20 protein-coding genes are annotated in these 20828 nt (G+C 42.4%); 3 read left to right on the forward strand and 17 right to left on the reverse strand.

All coding sequences use genetic code 11. From position 1 onward, the window contains the following. Nucleotides 1-57 precede the first annotated feature (57 nt). The 5 genes from DWY95_RS10155 to DWY95_RS10175 are packed head-to-tail and all read right to left on the reverse strand — an operon-like array spanning nucleotide 58 to nucleotide 5608. Entirely contained in the window at nucleotides 58-1656 is a 1599-nt protein-coding gene (locus tag DWY95_RS10155) for a hypothetical protein (RefSeq protein ID WP_118553435.1), read from the reverse strand. 20 nt (nucleotides 1657-1676) lie between these two features. Continuing rightward, nucleotides 1677-3404, reverse strand: coding sequence for an AAA family ATPase (locus DWY95_RS10160; RefSeq protein WP_243082707.1), 1728 nt, complete (start codon nucleotides 3402-3404; stop codon nucleotides 1677-1679). Between the two features lie 2 nt (nucleotides 3405-3406). Further along, nucleotides 3407-4309 carry a hypothetical protein gene (locus DWY95_RS10165; RefSeq protein ID WP_118553436.1) on the reverse strand — a complete coding sequence of 301 codons (903 nt, stop codon included), beginning with the start codon at nucleotides 4307-4309 and terminating at the stop codon, nucleotides 3407-3409. Between the two features lie 27 nt (nucleotides 4310-4336). Then, complete coding sequence (locus DWY95_RS10170) at nucleotides 4337-4588, reverse strand: hypothetical protein (RefSeq protein WP_118553437.1); 252 nt, start codon at nucleotides 4586-4588, stop codon at nucleotides 4337-4339. Between the two features lie 12 nt (nucleotides 4589-4600). After that, nucleotides 4601-5608 (reverse strand): WYL domain-containing protein, encoded by a 1008-nt coding sequence (locus tag DWY95_RS10175; RefSeq protein ID WP_118553438.1) that lies wholly within the window; start codon nucleotides 5606-5608, stop codon nucleotides 4601-4603. Nucleotides 5609-5847: 239 nt separating this feature from the next. Here DWY95_RS10175 and DWY95_RS10180 point away from each other — a divergent pair, with 239 nt between their 5' ends. Then, nucleotides 5848-6189, forward strand: coding sequence for a helix-turn-helix domain-containing protein (locus DWY95_RS10180; RefSeq protein WP_118553439.1), 342 nt, complete (start codon nucleotides 5848-5850; stop codon nucleotides 6187-6189). Between the two features lie 78 nt (nucleotides 6190-6267). On the opposite strand, the gene DWY95_RS10185 is transcribed toward DWY95_RS10180, so the two are convergent. The 5 genes from DWY95_RS10185 to DWY95_RS10200 form a co-directional block, all read right to left on the reverse strand. After that, complete coding sequence (locus tag DWY95_RS10185) at nucleotides 6268-7524, reverse strand: AAA family ATPase (protein ID WP_118553440.1); 1257 nt, start codon at nucleotides 7522-7524, stop codon at nucleotides 6268-6270. Nucleotides 7525-7580: 56 nt separating this feature from the next. Then, nucleotides 7581-8180 carry a hypothetical protein gene (locus DWY95_RS10190; protein WP_147365967.1) on the reverse strand — a complete coding sequence of 200 codons (600 nt, stop codon included), beginning with the start codon at nucleotides 8178-8180 and terminating at the stop codon, nucleotides 7581-7583. Next, a complete protein-coding gene (locus DWY95_RS16890; protein ID WP_147365968.1) occupies nucleotides 8155-8406 on the reverse strand; it encodes a hypothetical protein in 252 nt (83 codons plus the stop codon). The genes DWY95_RS10190 and DWY95_RS16890 overlap by 26 nt, the downstream gene beginning before the upstream one ends. Before the next feature lie 472 nt (nucleotides 8407-8878). After that, complete coding sequence (locus DWY95_RS10195; RefSeq protein ID WP_098924354.1) at nucleotides 8879-9076, reverse strand: helix-turn-helix domain-containing protein; 198 nt, start codon at nucleotides 9074-9076, stop codon at nucleotides 8879-8881. A 273-nt stretch (nucleotides 9077-9349) separates the two neighbouring features. Then, a complete protein-coding gene (locus DWY95_RS10200) occupies nucleotides 9350-11209 on the reverse strand; it encodes a hypothetical protein (protein ID WP_147365969.1) in 1860 nt (619 codons plus the stop codon). A 66-nt stretch (nucleotides 11210-11275) separates the two neighbouring features. On the opposite strand from DWY95_RS10200, the gene DWY95_RS10205 reads away from it, so the two are divergent. Further along, nucleotides 11276-11548: a hypothetical protein gene (locus tag DWY95_RS10205; protein ID WP_118553443.1), complete on the forward strand. Its 273-nt coding sequence runs from the start codon at nucleotides 11276-11278 to the stop codon at nucleotides 11546-11548. Nucleotides 11549-11592: 44 nt separating this feature from the next. Here DWY95_RS10205 and DWY95_RS10210 read toward each other — a convergent pair whose 3' ends face one another. The 7 genes from DWY95_RS10210 to DWY95_RS10245 all read right to left on the reverse strand — a co-directional run bounded on the left by DWY95_RS10210 (nucleotide 11593) and on the right by DWY95_RS10245 (nucleotide 20165). Further along, the gene (locus tag DWY95_RS10210; RefSeq protein ID WP_118553444.1) at nucleotides 11593-13275 is read right to left on the reverse strand and encodes a recombinase family protein; all 1683 of its coding nucleotides are present in this window, start codon (nucleotides 13273-13275) and stop codon (nucleotides 11593-11595) included. 118 nt (nucleotides 13276-13393) lie between these two features. Beyond that, nucleotides 13394-13660, reverse strand: a complete 267-nt coding sequence (locus DWY95_RS10215; RefSeq protein WP_007884026.1) for a DUF6870 family protein — start codon at nucleotides 13658-13660, stop codon at nucleotides 13394-13396. Nucleotides 13661-14129: 469 nt separating this feature from the next. Then, complete coding sequence (locus DWY95_RS10220) at nucleotides 14130-14540, reverse strand: sigma-70 family RNA polymerase sigma factor (RefSeq protein ID WP_014080198.1); 411 nt, start codon at nucleotides 14538-14540, stop codon at nucleotides 14130-14132. Between the two features lie 580 nt (nucleotides 14541-15120). Then, nucleotides 15121-17631, reverse strand: coding sequence for an ABC transporter permease (locus DWY95_RS10230; RefSeq protein ID WP_118553445.1), 2511 nt, complete (start codon nucleotides 17629-17631; stop codon nucleotides 15121-15123). A gap of 15 nt (nucleotides 17632-17646) precedes the next feature. Beyond that, entirely contained in the window at nucleotides 17647-18312 is a 666-nt protein-coding gene (locus tag DWY95_RS10235; RefSeq protein ID WP_005335790.1) for an ABC transporter ATP-binding protein, read from the reverse strand. Between the two features lie 141 nt (nucleotides 18313-18453). Further along, a complete protein-coding gene (locus DWY95_RS10240) occupies nucleotides 18454-19485 on the reverse strand; it encodes a HAMP domain-containing sensor histidine kinase (RefSeq protein ID WP_117461331.1) in 1032 nt (343 codons plus the stop codon). Next, on the reverse strand, nucleotides 19482-20165 hold the full coding sequence (locus DWY95_RS10245) for a response regulator transcription factor (RefSeq protein ID WP_117461330.1): 684 nt from the start codon (nucleotides 20163-20165) through the stop codon (nucleotides 19482-19484). Before DWY95_RS10245 ends, DWY95_RS10240 begins: the two co-directional genes overlap by 4 nt. Nucleotides 20166-20411: 246 nt before the next feature. Between DWY95_RS10245 and DWY95_RS10250 the strand changes: the two genes are divergently transcribed. After that, entirely contained in the window at nucleotides 20412-20771 is a 360-nt protein-coding gene (locus DWY95_RS10250) for a helix-turn-helix domain-containing protein (protein WP_054754179.1), read from the forward strand. The last annotated feature ends 57 nt before the right edge of the window (nucleotides 20772-20828 follow it).

Genomic DNA, 20828 nt, shown 5'->3' on the forward strand with positions numbered 1-20828 from the left:
GCGGCGTTGCTGCTACCCTGCACATTTTTATTTTTTCATTTCTAAACCAAATTTTTATTAAAAGCCGAAAACGCCAGCCACATCGTAGCAGAAATCACTGATTCGGTCTTTCATCGTTCGAGCTGCCTCAACTGTTCGTTTTGCAACTTTTTCAATTGCTGCTTTAGCGTGTTCACGAATTCTCTGCGCACCCTTTGCAACAAGCTCGCCTATTTTAGATCCGGCCATATATGCAACGGTACTACCGACAAAACCGCCAACGGCTGCTCCCATTGGACCAAACACTGCACCCATGGAGGCTCCTAGTGCAGCACCCTCCGCCATTGCCATAAGTCCCGCTGCCGTTGCAACCGAAGTCTGTTCAATCTTTTCAAATCCTTCCTTGAGAGAAAGGTCTCCCGTTGCAACCTTGCCAAGAATTTTTGCATCTTCGACTGCAATATAAACAATATTCGCAATCGTACCCGTAGGTGTTCCTTTCGGAATAATTGTAATGATTTCTTTTTCAGCTGCAACTTTTAATGCACCCGCTGCTGCCGCCTTGATGCCAAAATCCGCGCCGCTCAAAAGAGCTGTTTCGGCTACTTCTTCGCCTTTGATTTCTTCGCCGTTCCAAACTTTTTGAGCAATGTCCATTCCTGCGCCAATCACAACACCTTGCAACGCCGAGTAGCCCACCTGTTTTCCAATTCCAACAGCAAGGTCTTTAACCTGATATTCATTCCAATTCAGTTCATTCCACTGACCACTCTGGGCTTCTTCTTGCATCTGTTTTGCACGATCTTTTGTCAGCGGATTGCTACTGGTTCCATCTGGCGCTACGATAACATTTGTAGATTTGCTTTCAATTTCCTGCCCATCGGGAATCAATTTCTGCTGTCCACGGTAATCGCCTTTTTCAAACATTTCTGCCGTAGACTGCGCATCTTTTCCATACTTACATTGATACCGCCGAACAATTTTACCTTCGCCATCTACAATAACAACATCTACAGAGTTTTTGCCGTATGCCCCATCTGGTTCCAAAACTTTTGCACGGTACTCGCTTCCGGTTGCTTCTGCATTCAGATTAAAGGTTTGAGCATGATATTGCTCTGCAATGTACCCATCCAAATTTGGATTTTTGCTAACACTTCCTGCCTTTGTCGTAATGGTCTGGTAAAGTTTCTCATTTGCAGACCCCATAGCAGCGTCCAGTTCTACCAGATAGCCACATGCTTTCTGTGAGGACATCGCCGAAAGCGATTTTTGAGTCTGCGATGCAAACCAGCTTTCCTTGCTGCGGCCATTTGCAATAGCTTTGTCCAAAGAGTGCTTCATTTCATCGTTTTTGCGGAGGGTAGTAACGATTTCATCAGTGATTTCGTAAATCTTATCCGATGACTCATCCGGCAGATATTCCTGCAACTTTCCTCCAAGCCACTGCTCTACCGGTTTATCTGCATTCCGCTCACAACATTCGACAAAATCAGCATAAATAGGCTTGACTTTTCCCCATTCCTCTGGAGAAATTTCGCCGGGGGAATAAGAGTTTCTTGACTTCGGAATCGATTCTACTTCAGGTTCATTTCCAAGTCCCGGCTCTACGAGCAGAAATTCAATATCAGAATTTTTCTTTCCGAGTCTTTCATCCCATGGCTGTACAACATCTTTCATAAGAATTTCGCCTTTCCTACTTATTTACGCCTTGTTCCGGGTTCTTCCGCTTTCTGTGTAGATTTCATTGCTGAAAACAGTGATGAGTAAAGCCCAGCATATGCAGCATTTCTTGCCATTGGTTTCGTTGCCACAGCTGCTACTGCACCTGCCTCCAATTTCGTATCGGTCGTTACGGCTTTCTTAGCTTCTGTACTTGTTATTTTCTTTGTGCCTACTACCACACCATTGTCGATAACAGCACGATCATCCTTATCGTCACGGCTTGCAGGTTTAATATCGATTTTCTCTACTGTTTTCTGAATACTTGCAATTTTATCTTTTAATGTACAGGAAATAGACTTTGTATCCTTGATGGATCGCAGCAGATCTTCTGTTGTAATGACAGTTCGTCCATCGATAAAAGTACGCTCAATCGTATCTTTTACAACAGCTTCCAAATCTGCGCCATTATAGCCTGCCGTTTCTTTGATAAGTGCAATAGAATCAATATTCTCATTCCACTTCTTGCGCTTTTTCAAATGGATTTCCAGAATCTTTCGCCGCTCCATCCCATTTGGTAAATCCACAAAGAATAATTCGTCAAAACGACCTTTTCTTAAAAACTCTGGTGGAAGATGAGAAATATCATTTGCCGTTGCAACAATAAAGACGGTATTTTCTTTTTCTTGCATCCATGTCAAGAATTGTCCAAACAGTCGCGTGGTTACATCATTTCCACCGCCCTCACCACCAACACCAGCAAAGGCTTTTTCAATCTCATCAATCCAAAGCACACAGGGGCTGATGGCCTCCGAGAGTTTCAGGGCATTCCGCATATTTTCTTCGGACTCACCCACGTATTTGCCAAGAAGTCGGCCAACATCCAAACGTACCAGCGGAATTTCAAATAAACTTGCCGTAGCTTTCGCTGTCAGGCTTTTCCCACATCCCGGCATTCCGATGATCATAATACCTTTAGGTACATCTACACCGAATTTAATAGCTTTATCCAGTTCCTTAAAAATGTATGCTTTACGGTACAGCCATTCTTTGAGATTTTCCAGACCACCGATGTCATCAATCGTTTCGTTGAAGTTAACGATTTCCAGCATCCCAGATTTTTTGATAAACTGTTCCTTTTCTTTCAGAATCAGAGCTTTATCACTCTTTGTAATACAGCCTCCATCCTGATATGCCAAGGTCAAAATCTGCTTGATCTGAAATTCATTTAGTCCTTTGAGGGACAGTGCTATCTCATCAATTGTATCCGCGTCCACCTCAATTTCCATATCGTCAATAAAAGTGCGTATGATTCCTCGAATCTCACCAATAGTCGGCAGCGGAATATCAAAAATCGTAATATAATTTTCCAGCTCTCTCGGAATAACTGTCACTTCGGAAACAATAAAAACTGTTGCACTGTAATTTTCGTTATAAAGATTGTTTTCCGCAATACGTTTCAGATAGGCTATAATCTTGGGGTTGTCCAGTTCCTTATGTACATCCTTTAAGATGAGAAAAGTCTGCTGGTCAAAGCCATCGTCCATTGTTAGCTGTAAAAATTCTTCCAGCGAACACTCTTTCATTGGACTCTTTGTTTTGAAATCAATTAGTCCCAGCGCATTATTGAACTCTACACACTTTGCTCCTTGCCCAACATGCGCAATCGTCACATCAATTACTTTGAAATCAAAGTGTTTGATATAAATAATCGGATGTAAAGCATCGATATAGGAGGCCAGAACATTTTCTGCACTACGCTTCATTCTTAAACCTCCATATACCACAGTGTCCGTATATCCGAATTGCTCTTATAGTCGATACCATCAACGATTACAAACTGGTTGTTGACATTCGACGCACGCATATCGCCACCTACTACTCCTGCGGAACGGACAAAATCTCCATCTCCCAAATGGAGCAGCATATACTTTTTTCCCTTTGGCTTCAGGTCTTTCCAGTAGCCCTCTGTCGCGCCACAGTAAACAAGCAGATTATCTCCCAGTGAATCCATGCATTCTTTCTGGTTTAACATATCACAAATACTGATGTATAGAATCGAATTATCAGAATTTGCAGCAAAACAGAACTTTTTGGGGTCTGGTGCAAAACAGATTTCACGCGCCTGTTCATTCATCAGGAAACACATGACGGCTAGGGTCATCTTCTGGTCAACCAGTTTTTTTAATACCCTACGATAATCATATTTTAACACCCATTCATATCGAAGAACGATTTCTTGAATCGCTGCTTTAATTTTGGCTGCATCATTCGGATTAAAGAAAATTGTGCTCACCAGTTCTGTATAGCCCTGCCTATAATCATCGATGATGGTGTCCACCTGATAGCTTTCCTTGGCGTATACCTCATTCTGGAGTTGCCCTTCAACCTGATACTTCAGAATATAGATGTACTCTTCCACTTTTTTCATGTCACAAGAAATTTCAAAAATAGCAATCAGTTCTTTAATAATATCCATGGAATCTGTCGCCCTAATTGCTTTCACTTTCTTCAGCTGTTCGTCATAGCCTCGAACTTCCAGCCAACGACAAAGTAGCCCATTACGGTAGTAATTCAGAACATCCTCGATGGAAAAATTGTTTTGAAGGTCTTCAATTGTGCGGACTGGCGTATTATCGCAAATAAGATTAAACTTGATAGTTTTTGCCATTTTCTTTTGCCTCCTACTTTGGTTATGTCACAAAAATTTTCTTTCGATCACAAGTTTTCCTTTTGTATACGACTGGATCTTATACCACTGTAAGTATCGTGCGAGGCCTAATCTCAGAGGCCCTGCGACGAGTGCTGCCACCGCCGGGTTAATAAATGCCGTTAAGTCCGCTCCATAACGCTCCATTACCTTATCTGCATACGAAGTCACAATCGTGATTTCCTGTGCCTTTTCTTTCAGGGCATTACGCAGCTCAGTTTCATTTGCAACCATCTTCATAAAACAGCCTCCTTAATATTGGTTGTTCATCCGTTCGATTTCCTGCTTTATCTCCTGCACCAGCGTTTCCGGTGCAGTCACCTTGACTTTGCTACCTTGACTGAGCAGCCACATTTTCACGCCTGTGCCAAAGACTTCTGCTTCAATGGAGCAAACACCCTCTTTTTTATCTACGACTTTTGCCATCGGGAACTTGTCCAGCACAGCTTCCACCGATGGGCCATAGTAGTTGAAACTGATCTTCTGCGGCTCACCGCCGAACATGAACTGAGTGCGGTTCTTGTACTCGCCCTCTTTGAAGCGGTCTTTGTAGGGAACAGAGAACTTTTCTCCTGTTTCCTCGATGGAATGTATCCTATCAAGCCGGTAAATGGTGGGATAAGGATCGTTCTTTTTGTGGAAAGTCTCTCTGGTGGAGTGATCTGTGATAACACCCATGAGATAGAAATAATACTCTGAAAACATCAACCCAACCGGCTCAACAGTCCGTTTTACGATCTGACGGTCTTTCAACTTTTGATATTCGATTTCCAGCACCAACTGATTTCGGACGGCCTGTGCCACCATCCACAGATTATCCGGGTCAACGGTTGCATGAGCCGGGTCGTGATAGTGGAACAGTTCATTGCTGATAAACCACTCAATGTCGCTTTTTTCTTTCTGAGACACACAAAGGTTCAGGATGATTTGCAACTGCTTCTCAACCTGTTCTTTGGTAAAAGCTCGGCTTTCCAGCAGAATCTTGCATAGGGCCAACACTTCACCTTTGGAAAGCTGCTCGATCTCCTGTGTGACCAGACGGTAGCCATTTTCTTTCTTGTCGTACTCGATTTTTCGTACGATGCCTTCTTTGGCACACTGTTCCGAAAGAAAATCCCGGATGCTGTCAATGTCTCTCTGAATAGAGCGGACATTCACATGGTACTGCTCTGCGGCCTGTCGCTTATTGATGAGCTTACCAGAAAGAAAATCCTGATAAAGTTCTAAAACACGGGTCGTTTTTAAGGTGTCTGCTGTCATTGGTTTGCCCTCCTCTTCGGTTCAGCCCCATTATAGCAACCGTGGTGGACAGGCATTGTCTATCTTCTCTTTTGCTGACTAAAAAGTTTTTGTTTCTAAAATCTGTGCTTGATTTCTAAAAAAGACTTGCTTGCTACGATATATACTATTGAAAGTATACGACTAATGCAATTAACGGTCAAGCCTTGTCACAATAAAATCGTAAGTAAGCACTACGATTTGTACAAGGAGGCCGAACCATGGAACGAGAGAAGCCCACATTTGATATTCTGGGCCGCATAGAGAAAGAACGTGCTGCCCGCAACTGGTCTGAGTATGCCCTTGCAGAAAACTCTGGCCTGACCCAATCCACCATCTCAACATGGCGAAGAAGAAATCTCCAACCCAATGTTGCTTCTATCGAGAAAATTTGTTCCGGCTTCGGCATCACACTCTCTCAGTTCTTTCAAGAGGAAGATCCTGTTTACTTAACCAATGAGCAAAAGGAAATTCTTGATCTCTGGGCTAAGCTCTCTCCTGTTCAAAGAGAGGCAGTTACTAAAATGCTGTGTGCTTTCCTATATATAGAGGAAGAACCCTGAGTTTCAACTGCATATTGCCAGATAAAAGCGGCCAAGCCTCAAAAAGCTTGACCGCTTTATCCTTTTGAATAATAGGGTTTAGGTACAGGATTCCCGGATTTTTGCCAGATCACTGTTCAGCAGCGTTTCATGTTCCAGAAGTTCTTTCTGGACAGCAAGTAGGAAATCTCTGTTATCATAGAGGATTTTGTAAGCTCTGCGGTATAACTCTTCCATCTTAGCTGCTTTTATGGCTTCGCTACTGAAAAGTCTTGTCTCCGACATTCTATTATTCGCCGATTCGACCTCCGAGAAACCAGCACCTGCGAGGGATGTCATCCAAAGATCAAGCAGACGATTGGCATTCTGAATGTCACCACTTGCATTTACATCCATCACTCCATAAATTAAAGACACACCTGCTTTTCCTGCCAAAGTCTTCGTTATATCGTTCAGAAGTTTTTCTTCGTTTTTCAAGTAAGTAGAACAACCATTCTCGAAGCCACCAATGCAGCTCTGATTTCCGCGAATGGTAACGATGCCGATGCTGTCAGGATTCAGAATCTCTCCTACAACTGCGTGCGCTGCTTCATGTAATGCAATCTCCTGGCATTCGGTTAAATCAAGGCTCTTGTCTGTTTTGGAGAGCTTATAAACCACCTGAAGCAAGGCATCTGTTACATCATCCTTGTAAATATGCTCGTGTCCTTGGTAGGTGCTATTCAATGCAGCAAGGTTCATTACTGTTTCAAGGGTAGCACAACTCACCTTGGGCATAGCTTTGACAATATCTGAAATCAAAACATCCTCTGCTAAATCCTTGTCCCGGAGATAATAGCTGACGATCTTCTCAGCAGTCTTTCCCGTTGGAGGGTCAAGATAGAACGTATAGTCGAATCTTCCGGGTCTTAGCAGTGATGGTGGCATATATTTTGTGTCATTTGTCGTGGCGATCACAAAAAGGTCTGTGCTCTTTGCATCATCAATACAGGCTTGTAAGCAAGCCCATTCTGGTGCATAGGGAGAGTTGGATTCTACATAGAGGTTCAAATCCTCCAAGAGCAGTATACTAGGTGCGGCTTCCTTTGCAGCCGAGAAAGCAGCCCTCAATTCATCCAAAAAACTGTTTTCCTGACTGGTTTTCCGAAAGACGAGAGACTTGCGGCCTGATTCTTTTATAAAGACGGTTGCCAGCAAACTTTTACCAAGACCGGGGTCGGATTCCATCAGAAGCCCTCTGGGGATAGAAGCTCCTTTGCTTTTATAGAGTTCTGGCCTTTTCAGGGCATCCAGTATTTGACGTAGAATGTTTTTAGTGGATTCATACCCAATAACTTTTTCATCGAACTTGTCCATTGTAGACTTCCTTTCGCCTTTGTATAATTATGTGTCTGCTCAAACCGAAGCTGAGATTACTTTACGTCCTCAAAGAAATTCTCTATTTTACTCGGATCAATTGGAACAGCCTCAAAAGTGCGGTCTTTGAATGTTTTATATTTTGGTATCTTACTCACAAAATATTGTTGGAAGCGAACGTTCAAAATTGCATTAATATTACTTGCCTCATATCCTCTGCTCATATGAAACAGTGTCAAATCCTGATATGAAAGCATATCAACAATAACATGAATATGGTAGTTTTTGGTATTCCCATGAACTGCATAAGCTGCAACATACCCTCTGTCTGCATAAAAAGATATTATATCTTCAGCTACAGATTTCAGCGATCTTAAATACAAGCATTCCTGCTGTGTAAAAGAAATCACTCTATGTTTTGCAAATGGTCCTTGATATTTATACTGTCTCTTATGGTTGAACTCCATAAATTCATGTACCGCCAATGGATTTGTCATATACTCTTGTGGAAATCCAAACGGTTTACAGCCGACAAGTCTATGTCCCTGAAATTCTGTTTTTTCCGAATCAAAAGCGTAACAGAGAAGACTACATAAATCTTGCTCTTTTGCATATTCAATATTTTCATCCTCATTTACGAATTTGATAATCGGCATATTTTTTCACTTCCTTTTTAATTTTATCATAGTCCTTGCTATCAATCCAACATCCTATTTTCCAAATACTATCAGCAAATTGTGCATCCATTACCTTTCTTTCCTGATATAAAACTTCTTTTAAGAGCTCTGATTTTGATTTTCCAGTTTCACTTTGAAGATTTTCTAATCTTACAAACTCATCTTCTGTTAACCGAATGCAAACTCTGTGTTCATCTTGAGCCAATTTTAATCATTCCTTTCTCTTATATATTTTTCAACTGTTTTCAAGAAATATAATGAGAATCACATAAAAGAAGAAATATTATAATGAATCAAGATATTCATTACAATACTATCATTCAATATACTTTAGCTATGGTTTTATTAATCACTAAATATCATTTTATGTTTTAGTTTTTCATCCTTACTGATTCTCATTACACAATAAATAAAAGGGGAGCTACGCTCCCCAACAAGAATGGCCAAATGTATGTACAAGCCACACATTTAACGCTTTCTCTTTGCGATAGAAATATCTAATCGCTTATCTTAATGTTAGTGCCGTTAATAAAGATTGAATTTCACACTCTTCCCTCTTTATACATTATCCAGCATTAACACAAAGATTATTTTTATGTATAGCTCATTATCAAACATTATTTTCAAGCAACAGAAAACCCACATGGAGCAATCATTCCATGTGGGCATTTTTCCTATTACCATCCAGCAGCTTTTATATGAGCTTCCTGCACAATATATTCTTGTACCGCTCTCTTTGGAATTTTCCATACTCTTCCAATTCGCATTGCTTTGATCTTCCCGGTCTTCAGAAGTTTATAGGTGGTGTTCATACCGCAGTTCAGCATATCGGCAACTTCTTCCGGGGTTATCAGGGTGTCGTAATAATCAAACATAACGGCCAATCCTCCTTTGATGGGTTACTATACTGTTGCCGAATGTCAAATCATACCAGATACAAAGAAAGGGCAACCACTTGCGTGATTGCCCTTGGACTATGTCTTATACGCTCTCTTTCTATGCCATTTTCGACAGTTTTGAAAAAATCTGCTTTGAAATTCTGCTTTTGTCTGGAGTTTTGGCTCTTTTTAAGTTCAGTTTTTTCTGAAAGTGTCGAAACTGTCTCGGCACACATTGTCCCTTGTTTCTCATCCGACCTTACTCTCTACTTAGGTTTCATCTGAAACTTGGCTATTCGGAAACATTACGCTTTCAATATATGCGTGTTCTTCAGCGGTATAATAGTCACCGCATTTACTATTTATCATATTCATGTCTTCTGCCGTAAGAGCTACTCCAAATTTTTCTAGGTCTTTGCAAATTTCTTTCACTATATCACGACATATAATGATCTTATACATCCGCTCATGTTCAGGGTCTGTTCCAGCTTGAATCAAAGGTTGCTCTTCGTATATTTCTGTTGCAAGTTGGACTATCGTGTCAGCGGTAATTTCTTTCCATTCGCATTCTTCACCTTTTTTGTTTTTTCTTTTTATTTTCCTTGTCTTCAAATCATAACTTATTCCGTATCTTCTCTCTGTATATAGGTAAGACCTTCCGTCAATTTTAATATCACAATTTTTCCCTTTACTTCCTATATTTTTATATCCAAGATCTAGTCCAACCTGTTTAAGGCTGGCTTTATTCCAATAAATTGCTCCAAAAGATTCATTATATTTATACCTGTCTCTTATCGAATACAGCTCAATTATAAATTTAATTATTTTTACTTGCTCTGGCTGATATTTTCTTTTGAGATTTTCATACTGTACTTTTTTCCCTTCCACTGCATCATACGCTTCTTCAAAAAGCCTCTTAAAGCTGTTGTCCAAATAGTCACAGATTAGTTTATATGCATGCTCAATTTTCTTGTCAATCGGTTCAATCCAAACCACGCTCTCAACCATCAGAAGCATCACCACTCGCATATATTCACAGAACAAAATAATTTTATCCGTTGAATCCAGTAAATCCGTTTTTTCAAATTCGTGAATATAAAACACCACGGGTCTCTCTATTTTTTGAGTAATAAAATATTTTGTTCTTTGAAAGTCATCCTTGTTATTCAATGGCACCTCATTGATATAGCTTGCTATATTCAGAAAAGTTCCATATCGAAATATTGATTCTTTTGCGTAGTAAGTCATCACCTTTTCACTTACTGAATTTCCCATTGGCTTTTCTAATTTTTCCTTATGAGCTTCTTCAATGAGATTTTTATACTCTCCATTCACTTGCGTGCTCATTTTATTTTTATATGATTCCGTCCAATTTTCCCATCGCTTCAGTTTATTTCCAAGTAAAATTATTTCATCCCTTTTTTGATCATCTCTGTTTACCACATGATAAATTCCTATATTTTTAACTAACTGCCCAACGATTGGAAGCATAAAGTTCTTGATTTTCAGATTTTCGCTTGTCACTTCCGGGGCATACAAAATCGGCGGACAGAATTTTGAATCTTCTCCATTCGCTCTTACCATCGTCTTTCTGTTATCAATATAGCTTTTTATGCAATCCTCTACAGAGTTTCTGTCCCACTCATTAGAAACATCTTTTTTCAGTAAATCTAAAATCACACTAGAAAACTCAATTTCTGGTGCACATAGATATTTAATCGACATGGCAACGCACGCTAATGTATTGCTCATAATCATTTTTTCTGCGTCTTCTTGGTTCAGATGATTTCTTTCTCTGTCAACCGTTCGTTGCATTCCAATAATGAACCACGCCTCTGTTAGCGCATTTATTACAACTGCCCTCGCTTGATTTTCCAAACTATATTGTTCTAATCTAGGGTATTCCTGTTGAAGCCGCTTAACATATTTTTCTATCTTTACGTCACACCCGTTATATGTACTATACCGGTCTTCGAATACTTTCTTATACTCTACAAGCTTTTCTTTTGTTTCAAATAAAACAATATTGCTCATTCGGTCAGTCATATGACATTTTCCCTCCTTGCACATTGCGTATCCATTTTCAAGTGAAATCATATCCAAAATATTTTTATATTTTTCGATAGCCAAGCCCATGACTCCAAAGAACCGTTCTGGTAAGCTTATGCCATCGGAACGAAAGGAGTTCAAAGCCACATGAACAAGCACAATTATAGCGTATATACGCAGGTTCCTTCTTCAAGAGTTCAAAAAGAGCCTATTCCTGCCATCTACTTCCTAGATGATAATGGCAACCCACTTTATGACGAAGTAACTGTTCAAGGCCGCTTGAATGCAAAAGACAAAAATTACCAACAGATACTCGCTGCATCACGTCAGAAGCAGGATGAGCAGCTCAGACAAAAAGACAAGCTTCTTCATCAAGGAATCAGCCCTGCTGAAAAGGAAGAGCTAAAAGCATATGATTAGCGCCTATTAGGAAAACACACTGTCAAAGGGGTTTGTAGCGGGGGTTAGCCCGCTACTGCGGTATCTTCCGTAGTGTTGATTTCAATGTACTCGGCAATCTTGCGGAGCTCGTCAGCAAATTTGAATTTCACGCTGATATTGCCGTTTTCATAGACCTTGATATAGTCCACAAGTTCAACCAAGATTTCACGGTTGAGGGCTTCAATGTTCTGATACTTCATAAAGGCTACCAGTGCAGGATGCTCATTGTCCACACCGTTTGCCAGTTCTGCGCGTTCAGCGTTCAGCCGGGTAAGCACCGCGGAAATATCAGAAGTCTGCCGTTCATAGTCAGCCTTCATATCCCGGTATTCCTGCTGGGTGATTTCACCGTCTTTCCAGTCCTGATAAAGAGATTGCTTGTAGCGTGTTATCTTTATCAGTTCCCGCTCTTTTGCAGCTATCAGATCGTCCAGTCGGTAAGACTGGCTTTTTTTGATTGGAGCGGAATTGATCTGCGTTACGATTTCTGAGTAGGAAACAGCTAAATGTACCTGATGCTGTACGGCGAACAGAACAGCAGCCTCCAGCCGTTCATGCTTGATTGAGTGCATGGTGCAGGCTGCCCGGGAACGGTTCTTGTAGGTTGAGCAAGAATAATATACATTGTTGTTCTTGCTAACGCATCGGGTAATGGCCCGCCCGCAATCGGCACATTTCAGAAAGCCGCTGAATAAATGTACCTCACGGCCTTTCGGGGAAGTACGGGTATCACGCTGTAAGAGAGCCTGTACCTTATCGAAAGTTTCATAGTCGATAATGGCCTCATGTGTTCCAGCCACTTCCACCCATTCCTCGCGGGGAACAGCTTCAATCTGGTGTACCTTGTAGCTTTTCACCCGGCTCCGACCTTGGGCTAAGTCCCCGGTGTAGGTCGGATTGGTAAGAATGGAGTGGATCATGCGGGCTCCCCACATAGGATCGTCATACCCTCTTGTCGAAACAGGCAAGCCCTTTTGTACCTTGTAAGCCGAGGGGCTCGGTACGCCGTGTTCGTTCAGGTACAACGCGATAGCACGTTTTGATGACCCTTGAATAAGCATTGTGAAAATGAGTTTGACATTTTCAGCAGCATCGGGATCAACAATCAGCCTGTGCTTGTCCTTTGGGTGCTTTACATAGCCGTAAGGAGCAAATGCTCCGATATACTGGCCGTTGCGCCGTTTGTAATCAAATACCTGCCGGATCTTTTTGGAAGTCTGATAGCAGTAATTATCGTTCATCACGTTTGTAATGGGAACGATGATATTTGAAACGCTGTCGGGGTTCTTGTAGCTGTCCACATTCTCAGCAAGGCTGATAAAGCGAACACCCATTTGAACAAACAGGTTGTCGATCAAACTTCCGGCATCGCTATAATTTCGTGCGAAGCGGGACAGGTCTTTTACTATAACGCAGTTGATTTTACCACTCATGACATCCGCCAAGAGCCGTTGAAAATCTTCACGGTTAGCGTCCGTTCCAGTATGTCCGTCATCTACATATTCCGTGATACTTTCAAACTCGTCAATGTTGCGTCGGTAAAAATCGTTCAGTAGGTCACGCTGGTTCTTTACGCTGTTGCTATCGTCTTTTCCTTTTTTCAAATCTTCCTTTGAAAGCCGGATATAGATGCCCAGCCGCCAGCGGCGGATTGTGTAAGAGGGAGAGAAACTCTGCTGATACCCTCTGTTTTTTGCTCGTGCCATTGTTCCTCCTTCCCTATCACATTACACTTATATTATAACTCTGTCCGGGGAGGACAACAAGGATGCCTCCGCTTCGGGACACTTTGTCTCGAAGAAGCAAAACGAGCTGTAACCGAAGTTACAGCCCGCTTCTTTGCCGCAGCAGGAAATCCGTCAGCTTATCTTGGAGAGATGGCCCGCTTTCAGCAAATTCAATTTTCACGCCAACACCACCGATGCAAAAGCAGTATGGATTTTTGACAGTCTGCAAAAATCGAGAGATGCGCTCCTTTCGGGAAAGCGCATTGTCAAAGGTCATACCGCTCACATCAGGCAGGGACTCGGCAGCCACCGCGCCAATGTCAACGCTTCTCATTTGTTCAAGTTCCTGTGTAGTTAATTTCACGGTAAACCTCCTTCGCAGATTGATAGAACGCCTCCCGCTGTTTGGTGGGGAAACGCAACAGGCCAGCACCACCGGGATGCTGGCCTGTTGCCTTACTCCACCTTGGGACACTTTGTCTCGAGGTTTATTATAGTTTTTGAATATTAGAGAGCGCCGCACATATTTACTTGGCCTGTCCAAAGACAATCGTTATTTTCTGTGCGGCGCTCTCAACGCAAGTAAAGCGACAAGCCCGGAGGAACAGGCAGCCAACCTGTTCAGCGCCGGATCATGGCCTTGGGATGGCCGGGCCCATTTACAGTGTTGGTGTTGTTCGCTCAATCTCTTTTGGGAAATGTCACCGCGCACCCACCGTCTGGCTCCACGTACTTACTCAGGGTTGCCGTTATTCCCTCGCGTTAGGAAGAAAACCTCCTCTCATAAACCGAGACATTTTTTCATCAATTCCAAGTGGGTTAAGAAGAAAAAATCAAAAAGTTTTTTTCATGCGTTCAAGGCCACGCTTGATCGACTGGCGAATAGACTCCTCATGTACGCCCTCGGCCTCGGCAATTTCCTTAATCGACTTGCCAAGAATGATATGTGCGTCAATTCTGCGGCCCTGGATCTCCGGCAGAGAATTGAGAGCGTTCCACAGACGAAGAAAGGTTTCCATCCGTTCAAGGAGCTCCTGCGGGGTCGGCTCATGCAGGCAAGCGGAATATTCAATCCCGTCATCGCAGTCCAGAGAATACTGCGCCTTGTGCCGGGAGAGCCGCCGCTGGTAGGCCATTTCATAGCGGGCATCGGCCTTGAATACCTCGGCCACCTCGTCAGAAACTTCGATAAGCTGATCCTGCGTGTACCAATAATAAAAATCTTTCAAATTGATAGTAGTCATCGTAAAATCCTCCATTTCAGTTTGTTCGGGGTTGGTCGGAAACGAAATGGAGCAACGGCGGAGAACGGCACCGCACCTCGGGACACTTTGTCTCGAAGTCTGGAAAGCAAAATGCGCCTGTGCGACACAAGGCCGCACAAGCGCACGAAAAAGTATTATCGGTTATGTACTGTTTAATTTCATGTTCAAAACCGGACTGCTCCGACGGAGGGGCTACGCTTTTTTTAGCTGGTGCAGATCACGCGAACAATGAAATAATAAAATGAACACGGCAAAATAACCTCCCATCGGCTACCGTGTCCCTACAAGTCGTCATTGGTTTGTGTAGACGCAAAGAAACGGCGGCTCTGAAAATCAAAGCCGCCGTTTCAAATGGGCGTGTTGATAGGCTGCTGTACGACGGCTTTTTTTCTTTTGCCGTCGTGCGGCAGCTTGTTCCTTTTGCGCTTATCTTAACAAGCAATCCTCACAGAAATGTCACTGACACACGCTGTTTCGACAGAATAATGGGCTGAAATCTCACGAACCTGTGAGATTTGAAAAACCGGGAGAATAATCTCCCGGTTTTCATCGCAAATATTTAATTCTGCCGCAGTCTCTCTACAACGCTTTGCTTAACATTTTGCATGAAAGTTATGACGGGGGTTGCCAAGCAGACCAGCAAAACAATAGCTGCGACAACCAACAGAGAAATTATAGGATAGTGAAAAGCTGCATAAGGAACCATTCTTCTAAAGGCTGAGTATATTGGAATATATATCGCTGTTCCCAGTGTGGCAAGCAGTAGGAAAGAAATACTCCAATAATACCCGCCTTCCCAAAGCAATACATTTCTAATTTGCTTTTTCGTCATTCCTATACTTTCAAGTGTTGCAAATTCATGTTTCCGAGTATTTACACTAACAACCATTGTGTTAATGAAATTCATAATTCCTATCAGCAAAAATACAGCGGACAACCCTGCGGCTATAATCCTTGAGGTCAGCAAATATCCGGCCATTTCTTGCTGCTTTTCATATCGTGACAGAATCGTAATGCCCGGTGACGAAGCAGTAATGGATTGAAGCTGCTCCATAATCCCTTTGTCATAACTGCTATCAATCGTATCAAAAGCAATCCGAAAGATTTTGGTTTCTCCAGACAACTTCTCTATTGCCTGCTCACTGATATACAAATCAGGGGCAGTACCTCTCTCATTTCCTCGACCACTCTGAAAATCAGCGTCCAGAAAGCCAGTTGCCACTGTAAAGACCTGTTCCCCGGACTCACCGACAACGGTGATTGCTTGCCCTGGCTGAATCAATAGGTTTCCCTCATCATCCGTCATAGCGGACAAAACCACCAACTCTCCCTTTTCAAAGGCGGTTAAGTCAATAGGCTTATCAAGCGTTTTATTAAGTTCTTCGATATATCTGGAATCTATTCCGTAAACGCCGCTCCAAAAATTATCTGTATAGTTTTTTCGTGTTTCCGCATTTGAAAAATCAAGACCTGATACGCCATCCAAGGAATCAATATATTTCCCGAATACATTTTCGTCGTAAATGACATCCATAGTGGGCCACGGTGAAGCAGAATAAGTGACGCGCAGATTTTCAATTCCCTGCATTGTTTCAATTTGCTGCAACATTTCATCAGAGAGCAGGTTTCCTTCTTCGGAAATGCTGTAAGTCAATGCGAAATCACTTTCTCCCCATTGATTTACAAAATTGTCGGGACTTAGGCTTGATAGTAGACCAGCAGAAACCAAAAACAATATTAAGCCTAAAAATAAGGACGCAAAAGTAAGGAAAGCGCTTTTAGGGTTTCTAAAAATATTATCTCGTGCCATCCGAGATAATTTTGTTCTATGGCTCTTATGATCTCGGTAACTCCTTGTATTTGCCTCCGTATAGCGTGAAGCCGCAACAGGAGAAATACTTGCAGCTATTTTCGCTGGTTTCATGCTGCCGATGATTGCAGTAAAAAATGTGAAGATTGCGGCACCCGCAAAAATAATGGGGGAAAAGGACACTATCTCCCCAAGGTCTGTATCGCTTGAGTACATCATATTCATGGCAAACGGAACAAGTCCAAGCGAAACAATACCACCGACAATCAGGCCGCTGGGAATACCGATCACCGCCGTTCTGAATATTTGAGAACGCACGATCCGCTTGATTTGTCTTTTTGTCGTGCCTATCGTTTTAAGCTGTCCATAGAATTGTGTATCTCTTGAAATTGAGATATACAGAATGTTATAAATCAGCAAATAGCCGCTGATAATGATAAAGACGATAATAGCAGCCAGTGGAAGAACAATGGTGGTGGAATTGCTCTGAGCAATAGGTACAATTTCAAAGGACTGACTTTCTGTAAACGAAATCTTCCGTTTTAGTTTTTCACAGGATCGCAGGGCATTACTGTCATCAGAAAAAGAAATCATTGCGGTAGACACACTATCAAAGGGAAGCCCTGTTTGTGTTGCAAAAAGCTCCGAAACATAAGCGGCACCACGGTTGCCTGCACGTGAAGCCGAATAATCTGTGTAATAGCCCGACAAAACAAATTCATCGGAGATATATTGATAATCTGTTCCGAGTTGATAGGAAAGGGAAATATTCATCCCTATCTGTGGATCATCAATCCCCATTGCACGCAAAGCCCATGTAGGGAGCATAATTTCATTTTTTGCTTGCGGATAATCTCCGTGTATATCCGAAATTGTTGGTACACGGTGTTCTTGCCATTCTGTTTCGTCTATCCAAGTAATACTCAGCAGGGCATCGTCCATTCCAGATGTATCAATGCTGCCCAATCTCTGACTGACACCAACTACGGATACCAAGCTGGATCGGCTCAATTCTTCATATTGTTCTTCTGAGAGGCTTGTAATTGCCACATCCGCAGTCGTGCCCATCGCACGAATTTGCTGTATTTGATAGGTTTCAAAATAACTGCACCCCAAACTAAATACAGATGTAATCATAAAGGCGGTCAAGAATAATGCGATGGTAACGAAAACATTTCTCTGCTTATTAGCGCGGTAGCTTCTTTTGGCAAGACGATTGATTGTTGCCTGATTATTGTTCCCAAATAAAATATCATCCATCAATGTCACCCCCTGTCACTGTGCGATTTTTCCGTCCTCAATACGGATAATTCGGTCGGCAAGCTGGGCAATTTCATTGTTATGGGTAATCATTACAAGCGTTTGATGGAACTTCTGACTTGTAACTTTCAGCAAACCAAGAACATCACTACTTGTCCGGCTATCCAAATTGCCTGTCGGTTCATCTGCAAGTATAATAGCTGGTTTGGAAACAAGGGCGCGGGCAATCGCTACACGCTGCTGCTGGCCGCCGGACAGATTGTTAGGCATACTGTTCAGCTTCCCATCGAGAGCCAACATTTTCACGACTTCATCCATAAACCGCTTGTCCACGGTATCACCATCCAGCTCCACCGGCAGGACAATATTTTCATAGACATTCAGCACAGGAACAAGATTGTAATTCTGAAAGATAAACCCGATGTTACGTCTGCGGAAGATGGTAAGCTGTTCATCCTTGAGTTTCGATAATTCTTTCCCTTTTACTTTAATACTGCCGGAAGTTGGCGTATCTAACCCGCCCATCATGTTCAGCAAAGTAGACTTACCGCTGCCGGAAGTACCAACAATGGCAACAAATTCACCTTCCTCAATGGATAGGGTCACGCCATCCAATGCTTTTGTAATGTTCGGTTCGGTGCCGTAATATTTCTTCAAATCTGTCGTTTGTAATATGTTCATATAGAACACCACCCTTTCTTTTTGATGGCTCTATCATAAAAGGTAAACCTCACAGAAATGTCACGGGAAACAAAATACCTCTGTTTAATTAAATCTCAAATGTCATAGGCCTGTGACATTTTGTTTTTTAGCGTACTTATTTTATTGTCGAGGCAGAAAGACGGAAAAAGTTGAACCCCTCCCAACCTCGGATGTTACCCGGATATAACCGCCTTGCAAGGTTACGATCTCACGAGCCAGATATAGACCAATACCAATTCCATCTACATCATGTACGATGTCCTCTCGATAGAAACGCTTGAAAATTGCTCCCTGATGCTGTTCTGAAATGCCAATGCCTGTATCTGCAATGTCGATTTTCACATACATTTCCCAACTTTCAACCGAAACACGGATTTGACCGCCCTCCGGCGTATATTTCACTGCATTGTCCAAAATATTGAACAGTGCTTCGCTTGTCCATTTTCTGTCATGGGAAACGACCAAGTTCTCCGGGCAGTCCACTTGAACATTGATCTGTTTTTTCTCGGCGTTCAGAAGAATACCTCCCAATGCGGCGGCAAGCGTGTCATAAAGCGGCTGGCTTTTCTTTTCCAGAGAAATAACACCTGTTTCCAAACGAGAGGTTTTAATCATAGCCTGCATGAGAAAATCCAGTTTATCAAGCTGGCTGGCCTGTGCCGTTAGAAACTCTTTTTGTTTTTGCACAGGGACTTCATTTTCAAGCAGAGTGCTGTTAATCATTTTCAAGTTCGCAATCGGGGTCTTGACCTGATGGGAGATGTCGGAAATCAGTTCTTGCAGGTCAGCCCGTTCTTGTGCAATGCCGTTCTTGTTTTCCTGCATGACTTCATATAAACGGTTCAGCCGATATTCAATTTTATAGAAAAGACTTTCTTCTTCCACAGTCTGTTTCGGCTGCATATTCCCGGATAACATATCATCCATTAAACTGCAAAAAGCATCGGAGAACATTGCCAGTTTGCGGCGAACCAGCACCATAAAACAAACAGCGCAAACCAGCACAAAAATGCCGAACAATAATACATACCAGACAGCGGTTATATTTTGGGTCAGCCCATACAAAGCTGCTGAAACCGTCCCCATTGCCACCAGCAGGAGAACAGCAAAAAAGATACAGGCTTTGTTGACGGAAAGTTTTCGCACATTCATTTCAGCACTCCTCCGATCCACATATAGCCCATACCATATACCGTTTTGATATACTGACGGTCAGGTGTTTCGATTTTGTTTCGTACCCGGCTGATCGCCGCAGTCAGAGCGTGTTCATCCACAAAATTTCCGTCTGCGTCCCACAGCTTTTCCAACAAGACTTGCCGGGTCAAAACAATCTGCGGATTTTTCATCAGGATTTTCAAAAGTCGATATTCCAGTGGGGTGAATGTAAGTGGCTTTCCTGATAGAGTAGCACTCATTTCTGAAAAATTGATGGTCAGTGTGCCATCCTCATAAGTATCACCACCATATTGTTTTGTCAGCCTACCCAGCACTACCGCTAATTTCTTTTGAAAGACGCTCATAGGGAAAGGTTTTGTCACATAATCCTCTGCGCCCAGTTCATACCCTTTGAGCATATCGCTTTCCATATCATTTGCGGTCAGAAAAATAATAACGGTATCAGGGCGACGCTCTTTTATTTCCCGGCAGAAGTCAAAACCGTTCCCGTCCGGCAAATTTACATCCAGCACAATCAGGTCATAGTCCTGCTTTGTCAAGAAACTACTGGCCACTGATTTTGTCAGTGCAGAATCAACCGTATAGCCCGCAGTATTCAAGTTATAGCATAAAGTATTATTCAAAAGCCGATCATCCTCGACTACTAAAATTCGCATGGTATCACACTCCTTCATTTTCAGTATAGCACCCAAATGTCACAGAAACCTCACAATATTTCTGATTTTATTTTAGATACCAACCTCTGATCTTCGGGACAAATTGTCCCAAAGTTATAGGTATATTGTACCTCACATTTCCGCGATCATCAATTTTGCGTATGTGAAATTAAATAGTCAGTAGTATGAAATACACAGTCGTTCAAATAATATCACATGAAATGTAAAATCATATCAGGTGATGTTATGAAGATAGAACGAGATGAAAGACGCTTTGATTTTCACGATATAGGGCTCGCCATCAAGCGTGCAAGAGAAGCCAGCGGCATGACACAGGAGCAACTGGCCTATATTGTTGACCGCGCTCCGCGTACCATTATGTATAATGAAAATGATGGTCAGCATCCAAGCTTCAACACCTTTTATCAGATGGTTACAATGTTTGATATATCGGTGGATCAATACTTTTACCCGTCCCAGAATAGCGGGAGCGAGTGCAGGAAGCGGATTGATGCCATGTTGAACGCCTTGGACGAAAGAGAATTGAAAATCGTTGAAGCTACAATCCAAGCGATGAAAGCATCGAAAGAAACGGAGGAAACGTAAAAGAAAGCGTAACCTCCGTTTTTTGCGCCATGTTGCGGGTTGCGCGTTTTGGCAAGC

Origin of the sequence: Faecalibacterium sp. AF28-13AC (assembly GCF_003478405.1) — a bacterium.
Taxonomy (GTDB): domain Bacteria; phylum Bacillota; class Clostridia; order Oscillospirales; family Ruminococcaceae; genus Faecalibacterium; species Faecalibacterium prausnitzii_E.